Source organism: Phytoactinopolyspora endophytica (genome assembly GCF_004138495.1).
Taxonomy (GTDB): Bacteria; Actinomycetota; Actinomycetes; order Jiangellales; family Jiangellaceae; genus Phytoactinopolyspora; species Phytoactinopolyspora endophytica.
In genome coordinates this window covers 144,264-146,656 of the sequence record NZ_ML142860.1, presented here as the reverse complement: position 1 = coordinate 146,656, position 2,393 = coordinate 144,264, and the positions used below count along the sequence as shown (strand labels likewise).

Annotated in this window: 1 protein-coding gene; it reads left to right on the top strand. The window is 68.4% G+C overall.

Going from position 1 to position 2,393, the window contains the following annotated elements; all coding sequences use genetic code 11:
- A partial coding sequence (locus tag ELR45_RS38680) for a DNA repair ATPase (protein WP_205857022.1) occupies positions 1–2,393 on the top strand: 2,393 nt, incomplete at both ends.

The following is a 2,393-nucleotide window of genomic DNA, read 5'->3' as shown; positions in this document are numbered from 1 at the left end:
AGGCGACCGTGGACGGCACGATCAGCTACCAGGACAACCGGGGCGAGCGCGACCACACTTTCCCGGCTTCGCACGACTTCGAGTGGATCGAGACCACCCGCGACAACCACGTCACCGGCCGGCATCCGCACATCTCGATCGAGGACGTCGTGTTCGTCGAGACCACCGGCGGCGAGCTGACGCTCAAGGTGGAGAACAACACGGAGAGCGGCGAAGGCATCTACAGCGAGCCGGTCGAGGATCCGCTGCAGAGCCTGGCCGACGCCGACGTCTACTACGCCAGGCTCGGCGCCCTGGTCCTGCTCCGCATCCGGCCGTACAACGAAAGCACCTGGCGTCACCTGGTCTTCAACCGCCGCACCAAGGGCGTCGTCCGGCTGGACGGGATCGGCCAGGCCTGCCGGCAGCTGCCGGAGGACCACGGCATCATCTTCCCGGGTGGGTACTACCTGACGACCGGCGAGTACAAGACGTTCGACGCTGATGTCGCCGACCTGGAGTACAAGCGAACCATCCGCTCCCCCAACGGCGAAGACGCGCTCTACGTCTTCCACGCTCGGGAAGAGGGCCGCTCGCTGCTGCTGCCGTACAACGTGATCCGCAAAGAGGTCTCCACCCCCATCCCGTGCCACGGGTACTCGCTGTTCGACGACGGCACGCTCGTCATTCTGCGCGCGACCTCCGCGGAACCGACCCGGGTGCACCCGCTTCAGGTCTGGCAGACGCCGTTCCAGTCGGACACCTATGCCGCCGCGCAGCCCGTCGGCACCGGACCGCTGGAACGGGTCGGCAACGCCGAGCTGGTCCGGGGGATCTCGGACTGCCTGTCGATCACCAGGATGATCGGTGAGATGGCGCCGTCGGCGGCCGTGTTCGAGGCGATCATCGCCGCCTGCGCTCGGGCCTTCGACTCGTACCACTGGCTCGGGGAGGCCGGGCTTACGGACCTGCGCACCCCGTTGACGGAGATCCGCGCCACCGCGGAGCAAGTGCTCGACGAGTTCGAGAATGTGCAGGCGCTGACCGGCCAAGCCAAGGCCGCCGTCGACCAGGCCGAGGCCGACACCGCCTCACTCGTCCGCCGGGTACGGGGTGAAGCCCCGCGCAGCGCGCAAGCATGGGTGACCCAGCTCGCCGACCTGCGGCGGTCAAAAGGGCACCTGGTCACGCTGCGCGATATGCGCTACGCCGATGCCGACCGCATCGACCGGCTCGACGCCACACTCGACGACGAGCTCGCCTCCGCCGCCGAGCGGGCGGTGGAGTTTCTGCAGGGCGACGACGCCTTCACCAGCTACCACGAAGAGATCCAGCAGCTGTTCGAACAGGCCGAGTCGCTTCCGACGGTCGCCGACGCGACCGAGGTGGGCGAGCGGCTCGCCGAGCAGTCCCAGGCGTTGGAGACCGTCACCGAGGTCATCGGCTCGCTGGACATCGCCGACGCCACGATGCGTACCGCGATCCTGGAGCGCATCGGGGAGGTGCTCGGCGGGCTGAACCGGGCCCGCGCCACCCTGCAGGGCCGCCGCCGCGATCTGCTCGCCACCGAGGGCCGGGCGGAGTTCGCCGCCGAGTTCGCGCTCCTCGGGCAGGCGATCACCAGCGGGCTGGCGGTGGCCAGCACCCCGGAGTCCTGCGACGAGCAGCTCGGCCGGATCATGCTGCAACTGGAGAACCTCGAAGCGCGCTTCACCGACTTCGACGATTTCCTCGCCGAGCTCGAGACCAAACGGGAGGACGTCTACGAGGCGTTCTCCTCCCGTAAGCAGTCCCTGCTGGACGAGCGGACCAAACGTGCGGACCGCCTGGCCGACTCCGCCGAACGCATCCTGACCAATGTCCGCCGCCGGGTCGCCTCGCTCGGATCGGTCGATGAGGTCAATACCTACTTCGCGTCCGATTCCATGGTCGCCCGGCTGCGTAGTGTCGCCGGTGAGCTGCGCGAGCTCGGGGACCAGGTGCGGGCCGAGGAGCTCGACGGCCGGATCAAGGCGGCCCAGCAGGAGGCCGGCCGGTCGCTGCGGGACCGTCTCGACCTGTACGACGACGGCGGCGAGACGATCAGGCTGGGCCAGCACAAGTTTGCGGTCAACACCCAGCCCATCGATCTCACACTGGTACCGCACGACGGCCAGATGACGTTCTCGGTCACTGGCACGGACTTCCACATGCCCGTGACGGATCCGGAGTTCGAGCAGACCAGGCAGTTCTGGGACCAGTTGCTGGTCTCCGAGTCGCCCGAGGTCTACCGCGCCGAGCATCTCGCCGCCTCGATCCTGGACTCTGCCGAGTCGGAGTCATCCGGGTCGAGCCTGACCATGGAGAAGCTCCGCGAGGCCGCCGTCGCCGAGGGCGGCCTGCTGAGACTGGTCCGCGAAGTGGCGGAGAGCAGG